Consider the following 21,883-nt stretch of genomic DNA (forward strand, 5'->3'; position numbering starts at 1 on the left):
AACTTTCGGGGACCAGTTCACTAGAGACCCAACTCCCCGGGCAGTTCGGTTTCCTGATCCAGCACGTTGCGGGCCAGGAATGACTCCACCACCTGGTACCAGATCTTCGAGTGGTTGGGCTGGAGGACCCAGTGGTTTTCGTCCGGGAAGTACAGGAACCGGTGCGGGGTCTGCCCGTCCCGGTCGGCTGCCAGCTGTGATTTGGACAGCAGTTCGTACCAGAGCCGCAGGCCCTCGCCGATGGGCACACGGTAGTCCTTGTCCCCGTGGATGACCAGCATGGGGGTGCTGATCTTTTCGACGTGCAGATGCGGGGAGTTCTCCCGCGCCATCTCCTCCGTCATTTCCTTCAGCCAGTACTGGGAGGAGTCGGTGGTGGGGCCGAACTGGTCCAGCGCCCAAAGGCTGGCGTGGGTCACAATGGCCTTGAACCTGTCGGTCTGTCCTGCCACCCAGTTCGCCATGTATCCGCCGAAGGACCCGCCCATGGCGGCCGTGCGGGTCCCGTCGATGTCCACCCGTTCCTCTGCCGCGTCGGTGACGGCCATAAGGTCCGTGAACGGCGCCTTGCCCCAGGCTCCCCAGCCGCGCTGGATGTAGGCCTGGCCGTAGCCGGTGGACAATGCCGGGTCCGGGAGCAGCACGGCGTATCCCTTGGCCGTGAGCAGCCAGGGGTTCCAGCGCCAGGTCCACGCGTTCCAGGATCCCAGCGGACCGCCGTGGATCCAGAGCAGCATCGGGGCGGGCGAGGCTGCGGACGCACCCTCCGGCAGTGCCAGGTACGCGGGCACCCGGGAGCCGTCGGCGGCGGTGGCGGCGATCCGTTCAAGCCGTCCGGAGGCCACGGGCCGCTCAGCGGGGGCCGGCAACCGTGTGGTCTCGCCCGTGGCCAGGTCGATCCGGACCGCTTCGGGCGGGAATTCGTAGGAGCTCCGCAGGGCATAGGCTGTGCGGCCTTCCGGGGACACCACAACGTCGGTATACGCCGCGGCGTCCTGCGTTACCCGGGTGATACCGACTTCAGCCGCAGCGGACGGGACGCTGATCCGGAAAACCGGCGACGCGCCGTCGTCGTCCGCGGTCACCAGGAGGGCGGACCCGTCAGGGAGCCAGGCCGCGGGCTTGGCCCACCGGTCCCAGTCGTGCGCCAGCGGCTGCAGCGCCACAACCCCCCGGCCCGCAGATACGTCCAGCAGGTGCAGCTTGATTTCCGGCGCCTGGTGGGGAGTGGAATCACTCTCACTGACCACCACCAGCGTGCTGCCGTCCGGGCTGACGGGGCCGGGAAAGAAGCTCATGCCTTCCTGGTCCAGCAGGACTTCCTGCGTGCCGGACGCCACGTCCACGGCCACCAGCACAAACCGGCTGTCTGCCCTGGCCAGCGGCTTGGTGTAGCTGGTGTAAATGGTCCGGCCGTCAGGGCTCACAGCGGTTTCCGCTTCCCGGAGCCTGGCACCGGCGTCCGGGGTGAGGTTCCGGAGGGCCAGCGGCGCGGTGGCGTCCACCGTGGCGGGCTTCCCTGGCGCATCGCCGGCCCCGGGTTCCACGGCGAAAATGCGGGGCTGGCCGGGGCCCAGGTCCTCGTCCCAGTACCGCACCGGGTATTCGCTGTGCAGGATGGCGGAAACCTTGTTGTCTTTGCGGGCCTTGCGGCGCGCAGCGTCATCCTCCTCGTCTGCGGACCCGGCCAGGACGTCCGCGGTCACGAAGGCCGCAGCGGCGTTCCTGGCGGTTTTCACGGCCGACACGCCACCGGGCCGGCTCAGGACGATCCGGGCTTCGCCGCCGCCCGCGGGCAGGCGCCAGAGCGCGCTGACGGGCTCGTCCTCCGGGTTCTCCGGATCGGGGCGGGCGGAGGTGAAGTAGACGTCACCGTTGGCGGCGAAGCATGCGCCGGCCTCGCCCTTGGCGCTGCGGGTGATGCGGCGGGCCTGCTGCCGGCCGGCCGGGTCGATTTCCCACAGGGCGGAGGCAAATGCGGTGCCCTTGCTGTTCAGGGTGCCGACGGCGGTGACCAGGCGGGTGCCGTCCGGGCTCAGGCTCAGGCCACTTACCCGGGGGATGGAGAGGTAGTGGTCGAGGTTGTGGAACGGGGTCAGTGGTTGCTCTTCCGGGGTCTCCGGTTTCAGGGTAGCCATGCGTCCGATTCAAACACGTTTTGTGCGCCAGGACACAGTACGCATGGTTTCGTCGCGGCGGGCCCGGCCAGGGAACGGATCCCGGGTTAAACGCGGAAGCCCCGCCCTCTCCTGGTGGGAGAGTGCGGGGCTTTCGTCGCTGGCGCTAGACGCTCGGAGCGATCTCCGGGATGCGTGGCTTGGCGTTACCGGCGAACGTGAACTTGGCTTCGTCGCCGTCGCCTTCCACATCCACCACCACGATGTCACCGGCGTGGATCTCGCCGAACAGGATCTTCTCGGAGAGCTGGTCCTCGATCTCGCGCTGGATGGTCCGGCGCAGCGGCCGGGCGCCCATGGCGGGGTCGTAACCGCGGGTGGCGAGGAGGACCTTGGCCGCGGGCGTGAGCTCGATGCCCATGTCCTTGTCCTTGAGCCGCTTCTCCAGGCGGTTGACGAACAGGTCCACGATCTCGATGATCTCGTCCTGGGTGAGCTGCGGGAACACCACAACATCGTCAACACGGTTCAGGAACTCGGGGCGGAAGTGCTGCTTGAGTTCCTCCGTGACGCGGGCCCGCATCCGGTTGTAGCCGGTCTGCGTGTCCGTGCCCGACTGGAAGCCGGTGGCCACGGTCTTGGAGATGTCCCGGGTGCCCAGGTTGGTGGTCATGATGATCACGGTGTTCTTGAAGTCCACCACCCGGCCCTGGGAGTCGGTCAGCCGGCCGTCCTCCAGGATCTGCAGCAGGGAGTTGAAGAGGTCCGCGTGGGCCTTTTCCACTTCGTCGAACAGCACCACTGAGAACGGACGGCGCCGGACCTTCTCGGTCAGCTGGCCGCCTTCCTCGTAGCCCACGTAGCCCGGAGGGGCACCGAAGAGCCGCGAGACGGTGTGCTTCTCGGAGTATTCGGACATGTCCAGGGTGATGAGGGCGTCCTCCTCACCGAACAGGAATTCCGCGAGGGCCTTGGCCAGTTCGGTCTTGCCGACGCCGGTGGGGCCGGCGAAGATGAACGAGCCACCCGGACGCTTGGGGTCCTTGAGTCCGGCGCGGGTCCGGCGGATTGCCTGCGACAGTGCCCTGATGGCCTCGTTCTGGCCCACCACGCGCTTGTGCAGTTCGTCTTCCATCTTGAGCAGTCGCGAGGATTCTTCCTCGGTGAGCTTGAAGACGGGGATGCCGGTGGAGTTCGCCAGCACCTCGGCGATGAGGTCCTCATCCACCTCGGAGATGTCGTCCATGCCGCCGGACTTCCAGTGGCGTTCCTTTTCGGCCCGCTCGGTGATCATCTTCTGCTCCTTGTCACGGAGCGAAGCGGCACCCTCGAAGTCCTGCGCATCAATCGCGGACTCCTTTTCCAGCTTGAGCTTGGCGATGCGCTCGTCCATGGCCTTGAGCTCCGGCGGAGCGGTCATGCGGCGGATGCGCAGGCGTGCGCCGGCCTCGTCGATCAAGTCGATCGCCTTGTCCGGCAGGAAGCGGTCGGAGATGTACCGTTCCGCGAGGCTGGCCGCGGAGGCCAGGGCGCCGTCGGTGATGGTGACGCGGTGGTGTGCCTCGTAGCGGTCACGCAGGCCCTTGAGGATCTCGATGGCATGCGCCACGGAGGGTTCCTTGACCTGGATCGGCTGGAAGCGGCGCTCCAGCGCGGCGTCCTTCTCGATGTGCTTGCGGTACTCATCAAGCGTGGTCGCGCCGATGGTCTGCAGTTCCCCGCGGGCCAGCATGGGCTTGAGGATGGACGCAGCATCGATGGCACCTTCGGCGGCACCCGCACCCACCAGGGTGTGGATCTCGTCGATGAAGAGGATGATGTCGCCGCGGGTGCGGATCTCCTTGAGGACTTTCTTCAGGCGCTCCTCGAAGTCACCGCGGTACCGCGAGCCTGCCACCAGTGAACCGAGGTCCAGGGTGTACAGCTGCTTGTCCTTGATGGTCTCAGGGACGTCGCCGCGGACGATCGCCTGGGCGAGGCCCTCAACGACGGCGGTCTTGCCGACGCCGGGCTCACCGATCAGGACCGGGTTGTTCTTGGTGCGGCGGGAGAGGACCTGCATAACGCGTTCCATCTCCTGCTCGCGTCCAATAACCGGGTCCAGCTTGTTCTCGCGGGCAGCCTGGGTGAGGTTCCGGCCAAACTGGTCCAGCACCACCGAACCCGCAGGGGTGCCTTCGGGCTGGCCCGGGCCGACGCCTGCGCCGGTGGTTTCCTTGCCCTGGTAGCCGGACAGCAGCTGGATGACCTGCTGGCGGACCCGGTTGAGGTCGGCGCCGAGCTTGACCAGCACCTGGGCGGCAACGCCTTCACCTTCCCGGATCAGGCCAAGCAGGATGTGCTCAGTGCCGATGTAGTTGTGGCCCAGCTGGAGCGCCTCGCGCAGCGAGAGTTCCAGGACCTTCTTGGCGCGGGGGGTGAAGGGGATATGGCCGGACGGGGCCTGCTGGCCCTGACCGATGATCTCCTGCACCTGCTCGCGAACGCCGTCGAGCGAAATGCTCAAGGACTCAAGAGCTTTGGCGGCAACGCCCTCACCTTCATGGATCAGACCCAAGAGGATGTGTTCGGTACCGATGTAATTGTGGTTCAGCATGCGTGCCTCTTCTTGGGCAAGCACCACTACGCGACGGGCACGGTCCGTAAATCGCTCAAACATTTCGCCACACTCCTAGCTACGACGTACTTTGATGCTACGTGGCCCGCTACAAGATGGGGAGCGTGTTCGCCACGGGGGAAACCGGGACCGGTCCCGAATAGCAGCCGGCCGCCGTTGCCGGCATTTCCGGGGGGTGCCGGCAGCATCCGGCGGGAGGAAAAAATACCCCGGCCCAAATGAATTGACAAATCCGGTGCCGCTTCGGTTAGCCACAACAAAGTATGCGGTTTTTGCGGGCCGGACCGCATTCGCGGCTGGAACACAAAAAACCGCGCTTCCCGGAGTCCGGGCGGCGCGGCTTTCCGTGCATCACTGCGCAGGGCTAGGAATTTGCCTTTTGGTAGGCTTCCTGGATTTCCGCCTGAATTCGGCCGCGGCTGTTAACGGTGTAGCCGTTATCACGGGCCCACTGGCGAATCTGCGCCGAATCATTGTTCCGACCGGCAGCGGGCGCCTTGGCGCGGGCCGCGCGGCCACCGGACGTCTTACGGCCGGCGTCGATAAAGCGCTCCAGCGAAGTGCGGAGCTCGGCGGCATTAGCTGCCGAGAGGTCGATCTCATAGTTGGCCCCGTCAAGGCCAAACTTTACATTCTCGTCTGCGGATCCCCCATCCAGATCATCAACGAGGATGATGTTTACTTTCTGTGCCATTAAAAGACTTCCTTGTGAGGGGTGGATTTTCAGAGAAGCAGGATGTTTCCTAAAAAGTTTTACTCTCTTTATGGCAACGCGTCAAAGTACGCAATGGTTCCTGGCTATATTCCCGGAAAGTTCACAGGGTTTAGTTATTGGAAACCGGACCGTGGCCGGCCGCTTTGGCATCCGCCTCGGCCTGCGCCCGCGCCTCTGCCTGCCGCTCGGATTTGTCCGCATTGAAGATTGACTTCATGGCGAACCAGAACAGCAGGCCCACCACCAGGGAGGGTACAAGGACAGCTACATACTCCACGGTCAGTTTCCTTCGGGCTTCAGGAGTGGGAACAGGATGGTTTCGCGGATGCCGGCACCCGTGAAGAGCATCACCAGCCGGTCGATGCCCAGGCCGATGCCGCCCATGGGCGGGGCGCCGTATTCCAGGGCCCGCAGGAAGTCCTCGTCGAGCTGCATGGCCTCGTCATCGCCTGCGGCGGCGTGCCGGGACTGCTCGGTGAGCCGGTCCCGCTGGATGACGGGGTCGATCAGTTCGGAGAAGGCGGTGCCGCGCTCCATGCCGCCGATGATGAGGTCCCAGGCCTCGATGAGCCGGCCGTCCTCGCGGTGCGGGCGGGCCAGCGGCTGCGCCGAGGGCGGGTAGTCGTAAACGAACGTGGGGTTCAGGAGGGTGGGTTCGACGATTTCGCCGAAGAGCTCCACGGCAAGCTTCTCGGCATCCCACTTGGGGTCAACCTTCACTTCGTGCTTTTCGGCGATCCCGCGAAGCACCTCAACGGACGTGTCCGGCGTGACTTCCTGGCCAACGGCGTCGGAAAGTCCCGGGTAGACGGACAGCCAGGCCCATTCGCCGTCGAGGTTGATCTCCCCGGCGTCGGTCTGCAGCACACGGCCGGCGCCAACGGAATCTGCGGCGTCGAGGATGATTTCGCGCATGCGTTCGGCCATCACGAACTGGTCCGCCCAGGCCTCGTAGCATTCCAGCGTGGTGAATTCGGGGCTGTGGGTGGAGTCCACGCCCTCGTTGCGGAACACGCGGCCCATGTCGTACACCCGGTCGATTCCGCCCACCACGGCACGCTTGAGGTACAGCTCGGTGGCGATCCGCAGGGTCATCTTCTGGTCGAAGGCGTTCATGTGGGTCTCGAAGGGCCGGGCGAGGGCGCCGCCGTGGACCAGCTGCAGGATCGGGGTTTCCACCTCAACGTAGCGGCGCTTGAACAGCGTCTCGCGGATGGAGCGGGTGATCGCCGCGCGGGTGTAGACCATCTCGCGGGCCTCGTCACGGACCATCAGGTCAACGTAGCGCTGGCGAACGCGGGTTTCCTCGCTCAGTTCTGCATGCAGCACCGGCAACGGGCGCAGCGCCTTGGAAGCCATGGACCAGGAATCGGCCATCACGGAGAGTTCACCGCGGCGGGAGGAAATCACCTCTCCCTTGATGAACACGTGGTCACCCAGGTCCACCAGCGCCTTCCAGTCGGCCAGCGCCTCCTCGCCCACGTTGGCGAGGCTGAGCATCGCCTGCAGGCGTGCACCCTTGCCGTCCACGCCGCCTTCCTGGAGGGTAGCGAAGCAAAGCTTTCCGGTGTTGCGGACAAACACCACGCGCCCGGTGATGCCTACGGTCTCCCCCGAGGCGTCGTCGGCCTCAAGGTGGGAGTACTTTTCGCGGATCTCCGTCAGCGAGTGGGTCCGTTCCACTCCCACCGGATACGCCTCGGCGCCCCGCTCGATCAGTTTGGCGCGCTTCTCCATGCGGATCCGCATCTGCTCGCTGGCGTCGAGGGGCTCGGGTGCGTTTTTGGGGGCGGGGGTGTTTTGGGAAGTCACAGTCATCAAGTTTACGGGACGCCACCCATCCGGGCTTGCCGGGCCGTCCGGGGCCGGAAGCCTAGGATGGGGTGGTGAAAGAACAGGCACTTCCAACGCACGACGGCGGCCGGCTGGCTTTGTACAGTTACGGCACCGAGGACGCGCCGGGCGAACGCCGGGTGGTGGTTATCGGCGGCGCTTTCCTCACGGCGTTGATTTACCGGCCGTTTTCGATTGCGCTGGCCGACGGGCTGGGACCGGGCTGGGCCGTGGACGTCTACGACCGCCGCGGCCGGGGCAGTTCCACCCCGCAGCCTCCCGGCTACTCCATGGCCACGGAGATCGAAGACGTCCGGACGGTCCTGGACGCCACCGGCGCCCGGAATATCCTGGGCCACAGCCTGGGCGGCTCGGTGGCCCTGAACGCCGTCCAGGAGTTCACCGGGACGGCGTACGTTCCGGACAAGCTGGCCGTGTACGACGCCGCCGTGAACATTGATGGGAGCATCGACACCGCCTGGCTGGACGGGTTTGAGGCGGCGGTCAACGACGGGAAGCTGGGCCATGCCCTGGCTCATGCGAAACGGGCGGTCAATCCCGGATCGGCAATGGCCCGTGTCCCCGAGCCCATCCTGGCGGGACTGATGGCGCTGGTGTCACGGACCAAGGTGAACAAGGTGTTCCGCGACGTTATGCCGAGCGCCGTGGGCGAATTGCGGGCCGCGTACAACGAGGCCGAATCCGCCAGGGATTTCCGGGTGCTGCCGGCAAACACCCACTTCATGGCGGGCGGGAAAAGCCCCGGCTATTACAAGGTCACCGCCGAACGGCTGCACGCGGCCGTTCCCGGCAGCACCTATGAACTCTCGCCGAAGGGATTCCACGGCTCCATCCCGGCCGCGGTGAATGAACTGGTCACCGACATTTCGGAGTACTTCAAGGGCTGAGCATCAGGGTGCGTATCGCCTGCGTCCGGATTGCTCGGCTAGGCTTCGACCATGACGCGCGAGAACATCAGGACCCCCGACGGCGGCACTCTGGAGCTCTTTTCCACCGGCGCTGAACTGGCCAAGGCCGGTTCCGGCATCGTTGTGGTGCCACCGTCCATGGTGACGGCTGCCGACTACACCAAGTTCGCCCAGAAGCTCAGCGCTGCCCTGGGCCGCCCCGTCCACACGTTCAACCGCCGCGGGCGGGGTTCTTCCTCACCCCAGCCGGAGGACTACACGCTGGATGTGGATATCCGGGACCTCGACACCATCATGAAGCACACGTCCAGCACTGACGTGTTCGGGCACAGCTTCGGCGGCGCCGTGGCGCTGCACGCGGCGCGGACCCTGCCCGTGGAGCGGCTCGCCGTGTACGACCCCGCGGTGTCCGTTAACCACAGCGTCACCGCCGATTGGACCGCCGAATACGAACGCGCCGCCGCTGCGGGCGACGACGACCGCGCCCTGGCCGTGATGAAGCGCGGCCTGGAGTCAGGCGGCAGCAGCTTCTCGTCCCGGATGCCGCTGTCCATGCTGACGCTCGCCAACAAGCTGACCGCCGGCACCAGCGAGGGCCGGCAGCAGCGGGACATGATGCGGACGGGCGTCCGCGAGATCAAGGCCATCATCGCCGCGGACATGCCCGCCGAGCCGTTCCTTGAACTGCCGCTGGAAACCCTGATCGTGGTGGGCGAGAAGAGCCCCGCTTACTTCGGCGTGGCCTGCGGCCAGATCCACGACGTGCTCTCCGGCTCCAGCTACACCATCCTGCCCGGCATGGGGCACGACGGTGTGATCAAGGCCCCGGACCGGCTGATCCAGGAGCTGAGCGACTTCTTCGCAGGCTGACGGTTCCTGCGCCCCGGCTCACCAACCTCCCTGAGCATCCCAACTAGATCGCAGTTGTTGTCGTTTTGACGGGTCTAAACGACAACAACTGCGAGCTAGTTGGGGCGGGGGTCAGTGGGCGCCGTGACCGCCGGCCGCGCCCGCAGCGTCCGTCTTGCGCATCATGGCGGACAGGACAACGGCAGCCAGGGCAATCACCGTCGCCGTCATAAAGGCGGCACTCATTCCGGCAACCAGCCCGGACGTCGCTGACACCACGGAGAAGATGGACACCAGCAGCGCCGTGCCGGCGGCGCCGGCCACCTGCTGCGTGGTGCTCATGATCGCTGAGCCGTGTGAGTACAGGTGGGGCGGCAGCGGGTTCAGGCCGGTGGTGAAGGCCGGCGTGAACAGCAGGGCCAGGCCCAGACTGAGTCCCACGTGCAGGGTGATGATCCACCAGACGGGCGTGCCGGCGTCGAGCATGGAGAACTGCCACAGGGTCAGGACCATCATGACGGAGCCGGTGACGGTGAGGGGCAGCGGCCCGATCCGGTCGAACAGCCGGCCCACCACGGGGCCAAGCAGGCCCATGGCCAGGCCACCGGGCAGCAGCGCCAGGCCGGTCTCCAGTGAACCGAGGCCCCGGACTTCCTGCAGGTACAGCGGCAGCAGGATCACGCCGCCGAACAGCGCCATCATGGCCACAACCATCAGCAGGACGGAGACGGTGAACATCCGCAGCTTGAACGCGCGCAGGTCGAGCAGGGGCGCCGCGGACTTCTGCAGCCGGACCTGGCGGAGCACAAAAACGGCCAGGCTCGCGACGCCGATGACCAGGGCCGCGATCGCCGTGGTGGCGGGCCCGGCGTCGCCGCCATGGCCGCCGCCGATCTGGCTCAGGCCGTAGACCAGGCCGCCGAAGGCGGGAACGGTGAGCAGTACTGAGACGATGTCCAGCTTGGTCTTTTCGGCTTCACCGATGTTGGTGAGGTACTTTGCGCCGATGGCCAGCGCCACGAGGGCCACGGGCAGGACAAACACAAACATGAACCGCCAGGTGAAGTGCTCAAGGATCAGGCCCGAGACGGTGGGGCCCATGGCCGGCGCCACGGAGATGGCGATGCTGACGTTGCCCATCACGGCGCCGCGACGCGACATGGGAACCAGCGTAAGGATGGTGGTCATCAGCAGCGGCAGCATGATGGCGGTGCCGCCGGCCTGGATGATGCGGGCCAGCAGGAGGATTTCGAAGCCCGGGGCCACTGCGGCCAGCGCGGTGCCTACGGAAAAGAGTCCCATGGCCAGCATAAACACGGCCCGGGTGGACAGGCTCTGCAGGATGAAGCCCGTGGTGGGGATGACAATCGCCATGGTGAGCATAAAGCCGGTGGAGAGCCACTGCACGGTGGGGGCATCCACCTGGAGATCCACCATCAGGCGCTGCAGCGCCACGTTCATGATGGTTTCGTTGAGGATCACCACGAAGGTGGCCACCAGGAGCGTGGCGATGACCGTCACGGATTCCCGGGACATCTTCTCCGGCGCGGCAGGGGTGGTTGCCGCGGCCGGAGCTGGCTGTCCGCTGGTGTTGGGCGATACTTCGGTAGACATGGGTGTTCCCTCAGGGAGTAAGAAGAAGTGGGTGCGCGGGAATCGCCGCTGCAGATGCAAACATTCTAGCGGCCGGACTAATTCCTCCGCACGGAATATTTTCCCTAACCCTGAGGGAACACTGGGGGCCTGGGCCCGGAGATCAGGCGGTCTGGCCTGCGTGCTGCCCTTCGGCGATCTCCTCCACCAGTTTGGCGTTGAAGGCCGGCAGGTCGTCCGGGTTCCGGCTGGTGACCAGGCCCTGGTCCACCACCACTTCCTCGTCCGTCCAGTTGGCGCCGGCGTTGACCAGGTCGGTCCGGAGCGTGTGGTACGAGGTCACGTTCCGTCCGTTGAGCACGCCTGCCTCGATCAACAACCATGGGGCGTGGCAGATCGAGGCCACCGGCTTGTGCTGTTCGAAGAAGTTCCGGGCGAAGCGCTGTGCGTCCTGGTCCACGCGGAGGTGGTCGGCGTTCACCACGCCGCCGGGAAGGACCAGCGCGTCGTAGTCGCCGGCGTTGGCTTCGGCCACGGTGAGGTCCACTTCAAAGGTGTCGCCCTTGTCCGTACCGTTATAGCCCTGCAGCCGGCCGCTGGCGGGTGCCACCAGGGTGGGTTCGCCGCCGGCATCCCTGACGGCCTGCCAGGGGCTGGTCAGCTCGACCTGCTCCACGCCGTCCGTGAGCAGGAACGCTACCTTTTTACCGCTGATGCTGTGTTCTGACATTGGTCCTCCTCGGTGCGGAGCGGGACCGGACCGCGCCCGGAAGGGCGCGGCAATGGCCGCTCCAAGAGTTGCTTGCCTGACGGTTTCCAGCCTAGGAACAATCAAAGTGATAAGCAAGCTGACTATCTGGGTCCCGAGTGCGGGGTGCTGGCTGCTGCCGCCGCTGCAGCCGGGAAGCAGGCCACGAGGCGGGCCAGCGGCTCCGGCGCGTGCCCGGCCGGCAGGGCGCGGACCAGCAGCGGCGCGTACCTGATCTTGTTGCCGCTGCGGCCGCCGAAGAAACGGTGCAGCTGCGCCGTTTCGGTCCGGTCCCGGAGGGAAGGCTGGCGTTGCAGGAGCCGGAAGGACGGCAGTTCGCCCTGGGCCTCGATGATGCCGAGCACACACTCCACGCCCAGGCAGCGGATGAGCTCGTCTTCCAGATCGGAGCTGCAGATTTGGAAGCCCAGCGACGCCAGGGTGCCCGGCCCCAGGCCTGCCCTGCCGAGCGCGCGGGCAATGAACGTGGACTCGGCTGCATCGCACAGGCCCAGCAGCCGGTGGCCGGCGCCGCCGGGGCCGAAGCGGCGGAGGTACCTGCCGATACTGGTGGCACCGCCCATGGGAACCACCGCGACCTGTTCCGCTGCCAGGTTGTGGCCAAGACCCAGGGCCAGCGCCTCGACCGCCAGCCGGTCACTTTCGCCTTCGACCAACACCGTTGTCGCCTGCATCAGATCAGTATGCCTGATGCCTGCCCGTCCGGGTCAGGAGCTGAGCGGGAGGTTGTCGATCAGCCGCACGGGGCCTACTTTGGCGGCGATCAGGGCCAGCGCCTCGCCGCTGAAGGGGGTTTCGCGGCAGTTCTCGGCCAACGGTTCGAGGGTGCGCGGGTCCACCACGTCGAAGTAATCAAGTTCCACAAGCGGCTGCGACGCGACCAGCGCCTGCGCCGAGCCGAGGTCCAGCGGTTCGCGGGCGTTGGCGCGTTCCTGGAGCAGGCGCAGGGCCCGGGACAGGACCAGGGCAGCGTCCCGTTCCGCCGGGGAGAGGAACCGGTTGCGGCTGGAGAGTGCCAGCCCCTCCGCAGACCTGACGGTGGGCACACCGACGATTTCCACGGGGAAGTTCAGGTCAGCCACCATACGCCGGACCAGGGCCAGCTGCTGGGCATCCTTCTGCCCGAAGTACGCGCGGTAGGCGGGCAGCGCGGCTCCAGCTGAGGGTGTGAGGGCGCCTGCGGCCAGCCCTGCCGCGGGGGTGCCGTAGTGCAGCAGTTTGGCCACCACGGTGAGGGCGCCGTCGAAGTGGCCGGGACGGGACGCGCCCTCCCACTTGTCGCCAAGCCGGCCTGAGGTCAGCCGGACCAGCGGTTCGCCGCCCGGGTAGACCTCGTCCACGGAGGGGGCGAACACGAGGTCCACACCTTCCGCTTCAAGGAGGGCCAGGTCCGCTTCCAGGGTGCGGGGATAACGGTCCAGGTCCGTGGCGTCCCCGAACTGCAGCGGATTCACGAAGATGGACGCCACCACCACGTCGTTGTTTTCGACGGCGGCCCGGGCCAGGGCCGCGTGTCCTTCGTGAAGGGCGCCCATGGTGGGCACCAGGGCCTGCGAAGCCCCGCTCCGGGCGGCCAGGAGGCGGGCGCTTGCGGCCTGCAGGCCGGTGACCGTTGTGACGAGTTCGATGGCCATGCTCAGTCTTCCGTGGTGTCGAGGGCCTGGCGGAGGCCGGCAGCCTGGTCCGGTGTCAGCAGTCCCCGCCGTTCGGCGCGCTGGGCGGTGGCGCCGGCCATGGCCGTGTAGGCGGCCAGCACGTCGCCGTGTGCCCCGGCGTCGAACTCCCGCAGCGCCTCCGCGTGTGCGCTGACTGTTCCCAGGTCCCCGCGCGCCACCGGGCCGGTAAGGGCTGATTCACCGGAGGCGAGCGCGTTTTCCAGCGTGGCGCGCAGCAAGGGGCCCAGCATGCGTTCGGGGAATTCGACGGCCACTTCGCGGAGCAGCTCGGAGGCCTGCGCCACCAGAGTGACCAGGTGGTTGGACCCGTGTGCCAGGGCAGCGTGGTACAGCGCCCTGTCCGCCTCGGCGATGGCCACCGGCTCGGCGCCCATCTCCACCACCAGTGCCTGCGCGATAGGAAGCATTGCCGCGTCCGCGGTCACCCCGAAGGTGCAGTCCAGCAGCCGGGTCAGGTCCAGGCTCATTCCCGTGAACGTCATGGCCGGATGCAGGGCCAGCGGGATGGCGCCGGCGGCCCGCACCGGACGCAGCACGCCCACGCCGAACCTCCCGGAAGTGTGCGCCACAAGTTGCCCCGGCTGCCACGCGCCCAGCTTGGCCAGGCCGTCCACCAGGTCCGGCAGGGCGTCGTCGGGCACCGCGAGCAGCACCAGTTCCGCGCGCTCCACGATGTCCTGGACCTCAAGGACGGGCACGCCGGGCAGCAGGGCCTCGGCCCGGTCCCGGCTTGCCTCGGAGACGGCGGAAATGCCGATGACGGCGTGTTCGGCGCCGCGCAGGGCAGCGCCGAGGACCGCGCCGACTTTGCCTGCGCCGATGATTCCGACGCCCAGGCGTCCGGGCTTAGCCATGGGGGTGGCCTTCCTGTGGCGGGAGGGATGGGTGTTCCGGGCCGCTGTGGGCGGCCGCCGCAACACTGCTGCCCGGCGGTGCCACCTCCCGCAGCCATTGCTCGGTGGTTTGCCGTTTCCGGGCGAGCCGGGCACGTGCGGATTGATCGTTGAACAGGGTCCGGGCCTGCTCCAGTCCGGCCTGGTAGAGGCGCGGCGCCACTGGCCCTGCCGTGGTGTGGAGGACCAGGTCGGCCACGCCGAACCGGCGGGCCAGCGGCCCCTGGTGCAGCGCCATGGACTGGGTGCGCTGATGCGGGACCACAACAAGGGCCCGCCACCAGCGGCCGGAGCGGATCAGCAGCGCCGTGTCCGTGGCCGCATACGCGTTCCGCCGCCAGCCCAGTGGAGCCAGCAGCCGGGCCCCACGGGGCGTGGTGACAAAGCCACCGTCGGAATCCAGCCCCGCCAGCCCGGCGCCGAAAACCACGTCCGGCTCGCTGGTGCCCGGGTCGGGAAGCACCAGGGCCAGCATGGCCATGGCGTCTGCCTGCTTGCCGACAGGCAGCAGCGTGGTCCGTGCGGAATTGCCGCCGGCGCCTTCCACTGCTCCGTAGCCGGCCACGTTGACCTGGATCCGGTACCAGCCGAAGATCCGCCACAAGGGCGGCTGGCTCATTTTGAGGGCCTGGATGCGGCCGGGCGGGAGGGTTTGCGCCTGGGTGTCCAGCAACCCGTAGCGAAGCCTGATTCCGTCCGGGGAGATGGCCGCGGTGAAGTTGTAGCCCTTGTTGAACAGGCTCCAGTAACTGGCGGCCAGGCCCAGTGCCGCGGGAATCAGGTAGAAGTAGAAGCCGCGGTTGTCGGTTACCGCGGAGAGGACCACCGCTCCCACGCCGCCCAGGAGCACAAAGAAACTCTGCTCGCTGAGCAACAGCGACCCGATCAGGCGCGGCGGCGCAACGGACAGGACCTGGTGTTCCGGCGCCTCGGGCGCCTCAGCGTCCGGGGTGTCCGGCCCGACGGTGACGCCTGCGGCGCGTGCCAGGATGGTGGCCCGCAGCTGGCGGGCCTGGTCCACCTTGAGGTACGCCAGGCGGACGGCGGACTCGCCGGCGTCGGCCACTTCGAACTTAAGCTCGGCGAGCCCGAAGATGCGTGCCAGCAGGGGCTGGACGATGTCGATGGCCTGCACCCGGTCCAGCCGGGCCTGCCGCTGCTGACGGAACACAAACCCGGAGTTGACCCGGACATACCCGCCGGACACCTGGTACTTGGTGAAGTACCAGGTAAGGACAAAGCCGAGGACGGCGATGACCAGCACAATCCCGCCGCCGGCGATCAGCCACGGCGCGCGGGCGGCGAAGTTGCCCTCGAACATCGGCCGGCCCTGCAGGGTTCGTTCAAAAATGTCCCTGCCGAAGAAAAATGCGATGGCGGCCAGGGCCACCCAGCCGCGCACAAAAGGCGACGCCGGATGCACGCGCAGCCACGCGCCGTCGGCCGTTTCAACGGCGGGCCCGTCCAGCGGCGCCGGCCCGTCCAAGGGAGCCGCCCCGTCAAGGGCTGAAGGACGCTCCGTCACAGCCCGGCCAGCCTTGCTTCGCCGCGCGCCGTCAACTGCTCACGGAGCCGTGCCCCCTCCGCTGCAGGAAGGCCCGGGATGTGGGCGTTGGTGCCGGGCGATGCGGTGTGCAGCTTCAGGGTGCACAGGCCAAGCCCGCGCTCCACCGGCCCCACGCCGATGTCCACGTATTGCATACGGCCATACGGCACGGCCATGGTCCGCTGGAAAAAGATGCCGGTCCGGACCAGGAGGTCATCGTCCCGTTCGGCGTAGCCGATGGCGCGGACCTGCCGCGGAATGAGGACCAGCCGCCACAGGGCGGCCACCAGGAGCACCGCCGGAACAGTGATGGCCAGCCACAGCGGCGGCCACCGCCACCAGCCCAGGAGGACAAAGACCAGGGGCAGGCAGAAGACGAGGATGCTCAGCAGGTTGGCCAGCGCCCACTGCACCAGCCTGACGGTGACGTACTTCGGTGACACACGGACCCAGGTTATCCCTGGTGGATCAATCGCCTCTGTACGCATATTCGCCTTCCCCCGTGGCTTCTCCGCGGACTGCCCGGCCGGGCTTTCCGTCAATGTTCTTGGTGTCGGTGTCTTCGGGCGGGATCCTGCAGAACCGCTCCACGAGCAGGCCCACAACGATCATCACCAGGCCGCCGCCGGCCATGGCCAGGGCCAGCCAGGTGATGCCCTGGTTGCTCCGCAGCGTCCAGATCCGCAACTGGTCCAGGAAAATGCCAACGTGCCAGCCCAGCAGCACAGTGCCGGCGTAGGCGCAGGCCTGGGCAAGGACCAGGGTCCTGGCGGCCAGGAGCGGGTCCAGCACAGTCTTTTTGGTGGTGCTGTTGCGCCAGCGGAGCACCCGGATGCCCAGGACCAGGGTGATCACCACAATGACGCCCATGGTGGCCAGCGCCGTGGCGGGAAGGACGGGGGTGGCCATGCTGTAGCGGCCGGTCACCACCGTGGCGGACCAGCCGGCCACCGCCAGGATCACCACAATGAGCAGCAGGCGGACGGGGCTCAGGGGTTTCATCGTTCCTCCACCGCACCAGCCGTGGGCAGGCCGTCGAAATCGCCGAACCCGTCGAACGGGACCAGGTCGCCGAAGTCGGCGGCCCGGGCGGCCAGGGTGCTGACGCGCTCACCGTTCAGCATGGCGGCGGGTTCAATGGTGGACCAGGGGTAGAGCACAAAGGCGCGCAGCGCCGCCCGCGGGTGCGGCAGGGTCAGAACCGGGTCATCGCTGGCGAGCTCGCCGTAGGTAATGATGTCCACGTCGAGGGTGCGCGGCCCCCACCGGACCTCACGGACGCGGTGGTGCTTGTTCTCCACCGCCTGGCAGTGGGCCAGCAGTTCCAGGGGGCTCAGGCTGGTTTCGACGGTGATGACCATGTTCAGGAAATCGGGCTGGTTCGCGGGTCCGCCCACGGCTTTGGTCTGGACCGCGGAGGAGACCGCCAGGAGCCGGACCTCAGGCGGGTCCACCAGGTCTGCCACCGCGCCGGAAAGGGTGTCGTTGCGTTCGCCCAGGTTGCTGCCCAGGGCAAGCACTGCCTTGGCGTAGCCGGCGGTCATGCCGGAACCCCTGCGGCGGGCCGTTCGCGGTGGACGGCGACCGTGACATCGCCGAACGGCACCTCGATGGGCGCCTGGGGTTTGTGGACGGTGATGTCCACCGCCTGCAGCGGGAATTCCGCCAGCAGGCTATCCGCGATGCGCACGGCCAGGGCTTCGATGAGGTTCAGCGGCTCGCCGGTGATGTGGTCGGTGATCCGCTGCGCCACCTCCCCGTAATGCGCGGTGTCGCTGACGTCGTCGGACGCGGCGGCGGGACCGAAGTCCAGGTACAGCACGGCATCCACCACAAAGGGCTGGCCGTCGCGGCGTTCGAAGTCGAAGACGCCGTGATGGCCGACGGCGGTCACTCCGGTCAGCGTAATCCTGTCCATGGCGCGCCTACCGGGAGGGTCGTGGCGGGGCCATGCGTGCAGCGGCCTTGACGGCGTCAAGGCTGGGACCGACGTTGTGCACGCGGACCGCCCAGGCGCCGCGGAAAGCGCTGACGGCGGTGATGGCGGCGGTGGCGGCGTCGCGTTCCTCCGGTGCGGCAGCCTTGCCGGCCACGGTGAGGAGGGTGCCGAGGAACCGTTTGCGGGAGGCGCCCACCAGGACCCGGTGGCCCAGGCCGTCCAGCCGGTCCAGCTGCTGGAGCAGCTCCCAGTTCTGCGCATCGTTTTTGGCGAAGCCCAATCCCGGGTCCACGATGATCTGGTCCGCTGCCACGCCCGCGGCCAGGAGCTTGTCCCGGACCCCGGCCAGTTCCGCGGCCACTTCTCCGGCGACGTCGGTGTATTCGGCCAGCGAATCCATGGTGCGGGCATCGCCGCGGCGGTGCGTGAGGATGTAGGGAACTTTGGTGGCCGCTACCAGCTCGGCCATCTCCGGTTCCATGGTCAAGCCGGAAACGTCGTTGATGATGGCCGCGCCGGCCTTGACCGCAGCCGCGGCCGTGGCAGTGCGCACAGTGTCGATGCTGACCAGCGCGCCGGCCTTTACCAGCGCTTCGACAACGGGAAGCACACGGCGCTGTTCCTCGTCGGGGCTGACTTCCTCGGCGCCGGGCCGGGTGGATTCGCCGCCCACGTCGATGATGTCCGCTCCCGCGTAGAACATCCGCAGCCCGGCGGCGATGGCAGTGTCCGCCGTAGGGTGCTTGCCGCCGTCGCTGAAGGAGTCCGGGGTGACGTTGAGGATCCCCATGACCAGGGTGCGGCCGGTTGGCAGCTCATCGAAGCGGGCTGCCGGGCGCGGTTTGCGCAGGACGGGCAGCGGGGAGGTCGCGGGCCCGGTGCCCGGGTTTGCGGCGAGTGAATCCATGGTTTGTTGGTTACCTTCCGAGGATGAGGCTCATGGCTTCGGCACGGGTAGCCGGGTCATGAAGCTGCCCGCGGACCGCACTGGTGACGGTCTTCGCTCCGGGCTTGCGGATACCGCGCATCGACATGCACATGTGTTCGCATTCAATAACGACGATCGCGCCACGGGGTTTGAGGTGGCTGACCAGCGCTTCGACGATCTGGGTGGTGAGCCGCTCCTGGACCTGGGGGCGGCGGGCGTAGATGTCCACCAGCCGGGCCAGCTTGCTGAGCCCCGTCACTTTTCCTTCGTGCGACGGGATGTAGCCCACGTGGGCAACGCCGTGGAACGGCACAAGGTGGTGCTCGCAGGTGGAGTAGAAGGGGATGTCCTTGACGAGGACGAGTTCCTCGTGGTCCAGGTCGAAAGTGGTGGACAGGACGTCGGCGGGGTCGTGGTGCAGGCCCGCGAACATCTCCGCGTAGGCCTTGGCCACCCGCTTGGGGGTGTCCAGGAGGCCACCGCGGCCCGGATCCTCGCCGATGGCCAGCAGGATTTCGCGGACGGCCGCTTCGATCCTGGGGCGGTCAACCGCAGGGTGGGACCCGCCCTCCGCCTGGTATCCGGCGGAGGGGGGCACGTCGTCGTCGTCGAAGAAAGTCACAGGGGAAGCTTAGCCGCGAAGGGTGTCCGGCCCCGAGCCGGTGACGCCGCCCTGGAACGGTGCGTCGTTGCTGACGCCCTGCGGGTGCGGGGGCTGGGCGTCCAGCGGTTCATCCAGGCGGGCCTGGGTGGCTTCCTCCTGGGCTTCGCGCTCAGCCTTTTCGCGGCGGCTTTCCACGGGACCCGCCGCCTGCACGGGGCGGGTGTCCTTGGACAGCCAGACCTGGCGGAAATCGCTCTTGCGGACATCGGTGAAGATCTCCGCCACTTCCGCCTGGTTCAGGGTTTCGCGTTCCAGCAGTTCCACGGCGAGCCGGTCCAGGACATCGCGGTTCTCGATCAGGATGGCGTAGGCCTCGTCGTGGGCCTGGTCGATCAACCGGCGCACTTCCTCATCCACCACAAACGCAACCTGGTCGGAGTAGCCGCGGTCACTGCCGCTGTCGCGGCCCATAAACGGTTCGCCGGCACCCTGGCCCAGCTTGACGGCGCCGATCCGCTCGCTCATGCCGTATTCGGTGACCATCTTGCGGGCCGTGGAGGTGGCCTTCTCGATGTCGTTGGACGCACCCGTGGAGGGGTCGTGGAAGACGATTTCCTCGGCGACGCGGCCGCCCATGGCGTAGGCCATCTGGTCCAGGAGTTCGTTGCGGGTTACGGAGTATTTGTCGTTGTCCGGGACCACCATGGTGTAGCCGAGGGCGCGGCCGCGGGGCAGGATGGTGATCTTGGTGACCGGCGCGGAGTTGCGGAGGGCACCTGCCACCAGGGCGTGGCCGCCTTCGTGGTACGCGGTGATTTTGCGCTCGTGTTCCTTCATGACGCGGCTGCGCTTCTGCGGGCCGGCCATCACGCGGTCGATTGCCTCGTCCAGGGCGCGGTCATCGATGAGGTTCGCGTTGGAGCGGGCGGTCAGCAGCGCGGCTTCGTTCAGGACGTTGGCCAAGTCCGCACCGGTGTAGCCGGGCGTCTTCTTGGCAACACCCTTGAGGTCAACGCCCGGCGCCATGGGCTTGCCCTTGGCGTGGACCTGGAGGATCTGGTCGCGGCCGATCAGGTCCGGCGCTTCCACCGAGATCTGCCGGTCAAAGCGGCCCGGGCGCAGCAGCGCGGGGTCCAGCACGTCCGGCCGGTTGGTGGCGGCGATGAGGATCACGTTGGTCTTGACGTCGAAGCCGTCCATTTCAACCAGGAGCTGGTTGAGGGTCTGCTCGCGTTCGTCGTTGCCGCCGCCGATGCCGGCGCCGCGGTGCCGGCCCACAGCGTCGATTTCGTCAACAAAGATGATGGCCGGGGAATTGGCCTTGGCCTGTTCGAAGAGGTCACGGACACGGGAGGCACCCACACCTACAAACATTTCCACAAAGTCGGAGCCGGAGATGGAGAAGAACGGGACGCCGGCCTCGCCGGCCACGGCGCGGGCCAGGAGCGTTTTACCGGTACCGGGAGGGCCGTAGAGCAGCACACCCTTGGGGATCTTGGCGCCCACGGCCTGGAACTTGGCGGGTTCCTGGAGGAACTCCTTGATCTCCTGCAGTTCCTCCACGGCTTCATCGGCGCCGGCAACATCGGCGAAGGTCACCTGCGGCATGTCCTTGCTGACCATTTTGGCCTTGGACTTGCCGAACTGCATGATTTTGGAGCCGCCACCCTGCATCCGGGTCATCAGGAACCAGAACAGCGCACCCAGCAGGATCACCGGGATCAGCAGCGACAGCAGGCCGGAGAACCAGTTGCTTTCCACCGGCTGGTCCGTGTAGCCCTGGGCGGGCTTGGCGTCGGTGACGGCCTTGACCACGTCCGCGGCGCGGGCATCCACAAAGAAGAACTGGACGCTCTTGCCCTTGTCCTGCCCGTCCACCTGGTAGTTGTCCTTCAGGGTCAGGTCCACCCGGTTTTCACCGTCGAAGATCTTTGCCTGCTCCACCTTGTCGCCGGTGAGCAGTTCCAGGCCCTTGTCCGTGTCGATCCGTGCCGCACCGCCGGGAGCAAGCGTTGCAAAAGCCACAAGGAGCAGGCCGACCACAACGATGATCCAGATGCCCGGGCCCTTGAAGAAGTTCTTAGCTTTCATCTGTTCGGGGGCTGGCCCCGTCCCTTCCGGTAGTGCTGCACGGCGTGTGTTTCGCGCGTGATGGTGCTGCGTCAGCTTCTAGCTATACACCGTCCGGAGTAAATCACGCTCGGTGGAAACCAAAAGTTCCCTGTGGGCGTAGCGGCTTAACGCACGACGGCGGCCCGGAGGCCGCCGTCGTCAGCGCGCTTTAAGTCCCCTGCGCCTTACTCGTAAACGTGCGGGGCGAGGGTGCCCACGAAGTCCAGGTTGCGGTACTTCTCGGCGTAGTCCAGGCCGTAGCCCACCACAAACTCGTTGGGAATGTCGTAGCCCACGTACTTGACGTCGATTTCCACCTTGGCGGCGGTGGGCTTGCGGAAGGCGGTGCAGATCTCCACCGAGGCGGTGCCGCGCGATTCCAGGTTGGTCTTGAGCCAGGACAGGGTGAGGCCGGAGTCGATGATGTCCTCAACGATCAGCACGTCCTTGCCCATCAGGTCCGTGTCCAGGTCCTTGAGGATCCGGACCACCCCGGAGGACTGGGTGCCGGAGCCGTAGGAGGACACAGCCATCCAGTCCATGGACACGTGGCTGTGGAGGGCCCGGGCCAGGTCTGCCATGACCATAACGGCACCCTTCAGCACCCCCACAATGAGCAGTTCGCGGCCCTCGTAGTCCTTGTCGATCTGGGCAGCGAGCTCGGTGATCCGTTGCTGGATCTGCTCCTTGGTGTAGAGAACGTGCTTGAGATCTGCATGGACGTCGTTTGAATCCACCAATGGCTCCTGTGTAGATGCGGGGG

At 67.0% G+C, this 21,883-nt stretch carries 21 protein-coding genes; 2 read left to right on the top strand and 19 right to left on the bottom strand.

All coding sequences use genetic code 11. The features are described 5' to 3' along the window. Window positions 1–20: 20 nt before the first annotated feature. The 5 genes from ACU18_RS00950 to lysS all read right to left on the bottom strand — a co-directional run bounded on the left by ACU18_RS00950 (window position 21) and on the right by lysS (window position 7,267). Entirely contained in the window at window positions 21–2,138 is a 2,118-nt protein-coding gene (locus ACU18_RS00950) for a S9 family peptidase (RefSeq protein ID WP_050683654.1), read from the bottom strand. Between the two features lie 145 nt (window positions 2,139–2,283). Further along, entirely contained in the window at window positions 2,284–4,776 is a 2,493-nt protein-coding gene (locus tag ACU18_RS00955; RefSeq protein WP_050683655.1) for an ATP-dependent Clp protease ATP-binding subunit, read from the bottom strand. Between the two features lie 322 nt (window positions 4,777–5,098). Next, on the bottom strand, window positions 5,099–5,428 hold the full coding sequence (locus tag ACU18_RS00960; protein ID WP_050683656.1) for a histone-like nucleoid-structuring protein Lsr2: 330 nt from the start codon (window positions 5,426–5,428) through the stop codon (window positions 5,099–5,101). Window positions 5,429–5,558: 130 nt separating this feature from the next. Beyond that, window positions 5,559–5,726: a hypothetical protein gene (locus ACU18_RS19825; protein WP_164468860.1), complete on the bottom strand. Its 168-nt coding sequence runs from the start codon at window positions 5,724–5,726 to the stop codon at window positions 5,559–5,561. Between the two features lie 2 nt (window positions 5,727–5,728). Further along, window positions 5,729–7,267, bottom strand: a complete 1,539-nt coding sequence (lysS, locus tag ACU18_RS00965) for a lysine--tRNA ligase (protein WP_050683657.1) — start codon at window positions 7,265–7,267, stop codon at window positions 5,729–5,731. A 68-nt stretch (window positions 7,268–7,335) separates the two neighbouring features. On the opposite strand from lysS, the gene ACU18_RS00970 reads away from it, so the two are divergent. Continuing rightward, complete coding sequence (locus tag ACU18_RS00970; protein WP_050683658.1) at window positions 7,336–8,190, top strand: alpha/beta fold hydrolase; 855 nt, start codon at window positions 7,336–7,338, stop codon at window positions 8,188–8,190. A gap of 51 nt (window positions 8,191–8,241) precedes the next feature. Then, complete coding sequence (locus tag ACU18_RS00975; protein WP_050683659.1) at window positions 8,242–9,081, top strand: alpha/beta fold hydrolase; 840 nt, start codon at window positions 8,242–8,244, stop codon at window positions 9,079–9,081. Window positions 9,082–9,192: 111 nt separating this feature from the next. Here the strand turns inward: ACU18_RS00975 and ACU18_RS00980 are convergent, their stop codons facing one another. The 14 genes from ACU18_RS00980 to hpt form a co-directional block, all read right to left on the bottom strand. Then, window positions 9,193–10,674, bottom strand: coding sequence for a DHA2 family efflux MFS transporter permease subunit (locus tag ACU18_RS00980; RefSeq protein WP_050683660.1), 1,482 nt, complete (start codon window positions 10,672–10,674; stop codon window positions 9,193–9,195). Window positions 10,675–10,816: 142 nt separating this feature from the next. After that, window positions 10,817–11,383, bottom strand: a complete 567-nt coding sequence (locus tag ACU18_RS00985) for a type 1 glutamine amidotransferase domain-containing protein (RefSeq protein WP_050683661.1) — start codon at window positions 11,381–11,383, stop codon at window positions 10,817–10,819. A gap of 122 nt (window positions 11,384–11,505) precedes the next feature. Continuing rightward, window positions 11,506–12,096 (bottom strand): TOPRIM nucleotidyl transferase/hydrolase domain-containing protein, encoded by a 591-nt coding sequence (locus ACU18_RS00990; protein ID WP_050683662.1) that lies wholly within the window; start codon window positions 12,094–12,096, stop codon window positions 11,506–11,508. Window positions 12,097–12,129: 33 nt separating this feature from the next. Continuing rightward, window positions 12,130–13,056, bottom strand: a complete 927-nt coding sequence (locus ACU18_RS00995) for a 4-phosphopantoate--beta-alanine ligase (protein WP_050683663.1) — start codon at window positions 13,054–13,056, stop codon at window positions 12,130–12,132. A gap of 2 nt (window positions 13,057–13,058) precedes the next feature. Continuing rightward, complete coding sequence (locus tag ACU18_RS01000) at window positions 13,059–13,952, bottom strand: Rossmann-like and DUF2520 domain-containing protein (RefSeq protein ID WP_050683664.1); 894 nt, start codon at window positions 13,950–13,952, stop codon at window positions 13,059–13,061. Then, window positions 13,945–15,477 (bottom strand): PH domain-containing protein, encoded by a 1,533-nt coding sequence (locus tag ACU18_RS01005; protein ID WP_050683665.1) that lies wholly within the window; start codon window positions 15,475–15,477, stop codon window positions 13,945–13,947. Before ACU18_RS01005 ends, ACU18_RS01000 begins: the two co-directional genes overlap by 8 nt. A gap of 35 nt (window positions 15,478–15,512) precedes the next feature. Further along, window positions 15,513–16,025: a PH domain-containing protein gene (locus ACU18_RS01010; RefSeq protein ID WP_050683666.1), complete on the bottom strand. Its 513-nt coding sequence runs from the start codon at window positions 16,023–16,025 to the stop codon at window positions 15,513–15,515. Further along, window positions 16,006–16,539 carry a DUF3180 domain-containing protein gene (locus tag ACU18_RS01015; RefSeq protein ID WP_050683667.1) on the bottom strand — a complete coding sequence of 178 codons (534 nt, stop codon included), beginning with the start codon at window positions 16,537–16,539 and terminating at the stop codon, window positions 16,006–16,008. Before ACU18_RS01015 ends, ACU18_RS01010 begins: the two co-directional genes overlap by 20 nt. Continuing rightward, a complete protein-coding gene (gene folK / locus ACU18_RS01020) occupies window positions 16,536–17,081 on the bottom strand; it encodes a 2-amino-4-hydroxy-6-hydroxymethyldihydropteridine diphosphokinase (RefSeq protein ID WP_050683668.1) in 546 nt (181 codons plus the stop codon). Before folK ends, ACU18_RS01015 begins: the two co-directional genes overlap by 4 nt. Then, window positions 17,078–17,455 (bottom strand): dihydroneopterin aldolase, encoded by a 378-nt coding sequence (folB, locus tag ACU18_RS01025; protein WP_050683669.1) that lies wholly within the window; start codon window positions 17,453–17,455, stop codon window positions 17,078–17,080. Before folB ends, folK begins: the two co-directional genes overlap by 4 nt. Before the next feature lie 7 nt (window positions 17,456–17,462). Then, entirely contained in the window at window positions 17,463–18,383 is a 921-nt protein-coding gene (gene folP, locus ACU18_RS01030; RefSeq protein WP_050683670.1) for a dihydropteroate synthase, read from the bottom strand. Between the two features lie 10 nt (window positions 18,384–18,393). Next, complete coding sequence (gene folE / locus ACU18_RS01035; RefSeq protein ID WP_050683671.1) at window positions 18,394–19,026, bottom strand: GTP cyclohydrolase I FolE; 633 nt, start codon at window positions 19,024–19,026, stop codon at window positions 18,394–18,396. A gap of 9 nt (window positions 19,027–19,035) precedes the next feature. Then, on the bottom strand, window positions 19,036–21,099 hold the full coding sequence (gene ftsH / locus ACU18_RS01040; RefSeq protein WP_050683672.1) for an ATP-dependent zinc metalloprotease FtsH: 2,064 nt from the start codon (window positions 21,097–21,099) through the stop codon (window positions 19,036–19,038). Between the two features lie 206 nt (window positions 21,100–21,305). Next, window positions 21,306–21,857: a hypoxanthine phosphoribosyltransferase gene (hpt, locus tag ACU18_RS01045; protein ID WP_050683673.1), complete on the bottom strand. Its 552-nt coding sequence runs from the start codon at window positions 21,855–21,857 to the stop codon at window positions 21,306–21,308. Window positions 21,858–21,883: the final 26 nt, after the last annotated feature.

Source organism: Arthrobacter sp. ZBG10 (assembly GCF_001238605.1).
In the GTDB taxonomy this organism is placed as follows: domain Bacteria; phylum Actinomycetota; class Actinomycetes; order Actinomycetales; family Micrococcaceae; genus Arthrobacter.